Consider the following 1,539-nt stretch of genomic DNA (forward strand, 5'->3'; position numbering starts at 1 on the left):
CGGGAGATGTTCCCGGTCGCGACGATGCTGGTCTCGCTCTATCACGTGGGCCCGCAGATCGTGATCCTGATCATCAGCGCGCTGCTCTCGGGCTGGACGCCCGAGCCGATCGACGTCCTCGCCCTGCTGCTCGGCCTGCTCATCTGCGGATCGCTCGGCCTGGCCGGCGCCCTGTTCTTCAGCGCGGCGAACGTCTTCTTCCGCGACTTCGGCAACATCGTCAGCGTCTTCAACAACTTCGTCCGCTGGGGCGTGCCGATGATGTACTCCTACGCGATGGTCGACGACCGCTTCGGCCGGTTCGCCCAGTACTACCTCTGGAACCCGCTCGCCGACGCCGTCCTGCTGTTCCAGCGGGCCTTCTGGGTCGGCACCGTGCCGCCCGGCCACGACGCCGTCAAGGCGATGCCCGAGCACCTCATCATCAACGGGTTCATCATCGTGGGCGCCTCGCTGCTGGTGCTCGCAGCCGCCCAGTACGTCTTCAGCCGGCTCGAGAACAAGATCCCGGAGCGCCTCTGATGGCCAAGTCGATCGTGGTGGAGAACGCCACCAAGTACTTCACCCTGCGCTACCACCGCACCTTCAAGGAGGTCGCGGTCGCCAAGGCGAAGGGGCGTCAGACCACCGACACCTTCAAGGCCATCGACGACGTCTCCTTCACCGTCGAGCGCGGCGAGTCCATCGGCATCATGGGACTCAACGGATCCGGCAAGAGCACCCTGCTCAAGATGATCAACGGCGTGATGAGGCCCGACGAGGGATCGATCCTCACCCGCGGCAGGATCGCCGGCCTGATCGCCACCGGCGCCGGCTTCCACAACCAGTTGACCGGCCGCGAGAACCTCTACCTCAACGCCGCCATCCTCGGCATGACCGAGGCCGAGGTGCGCCGCAAGTTCGACGACATCGTCGAGTTCGCCGAGCTCGGCCACACGCTCGACGGCCCGGTCGGCCACTACTCCTCAGGCCAGAAGGCCCGCCTCGGCTTCGCCATCGCGATCCACGTCGACTCCGACATCTTCCTCGCCGACGAGGTCCTCGCCGTCGGCGACAAGCCCTTCCGGGTCAAGTGCATGAAGAGGATGCGCCAGATCCGCAACAGCGGGGATCGCACCCTCTTCTACGTCAGCCACTCGCCCGAGTCGGTCATCAAGATGTGCAGCCGCGTCCTCGTCCTCGAGAAGGGCCGTCTCACCTTCGACGGCGACCCCGTCGCGGGCGTGCACCACCTCGGCTACGACGTCGAGGACGACGACTCCGACGACGAGATCGCCAACGACATCTGAGTTGGATGGCGCGAGCGCCATCTGAGTTGGATGGCGCGAGCGCGTCGCTCGTTCCTCGCGCCGCGCTGCCGCGCGCGCAGTCGAGTCCGGTAGATGGTTGCGTCGGTCTGGCGGCAAGCCTGTCGGCTCGCGGAAAGGCTCGGTCTCCTCCGCTCCGGTCGCTCCTTCGTCGCTCCCTACGCGGCGTCGCCCTCGCTTCCCGCGATGACCGACGCGTGGGGTGAGCGACGCGTGGGGTGAGCGACGCGTG

General features: G+C 66.7%; 2 protein-coding genes. Both read left to right on the forward strand.

Annotated features, from left to right (window positions below):
• Window positions 1-522 (forward strand): ABC transporter permease (locus FHP29_RS06860; RefSeq protein ID WP_420813392.1); only part of this gene is annotated, 522 nt, incomplete at its 5' end.
• The gene (locus FHP29_RS06865) at window positions 522-1,289 is read left to right on the forward strand and encodes an ABC transporter ATP-binding protein (RefSeq protein ID WP_139622127.1); all 768 of its coding nucleotides are present in this window, start codon (window positions 522-524) and stop codon (window positions 1,287-1,289) included. The genes FHP29_RS06860 and FHP29_RS06865, both read left to right, overlap by 1 nt.
• Window positions 1,290-1,539: the final 250 nt, after the last annotated feature.

The organism is Nocardioides albidus (assembly GCF_006335005.1).
In the GTDB taxonomy this organism is placed as follows: domain Bacteria; phylum Actinomycetota; class Actinomycetes; order Propionibacteriales; family Nocardioidaceae; genus Nocardioides; species Nocardioides albidus.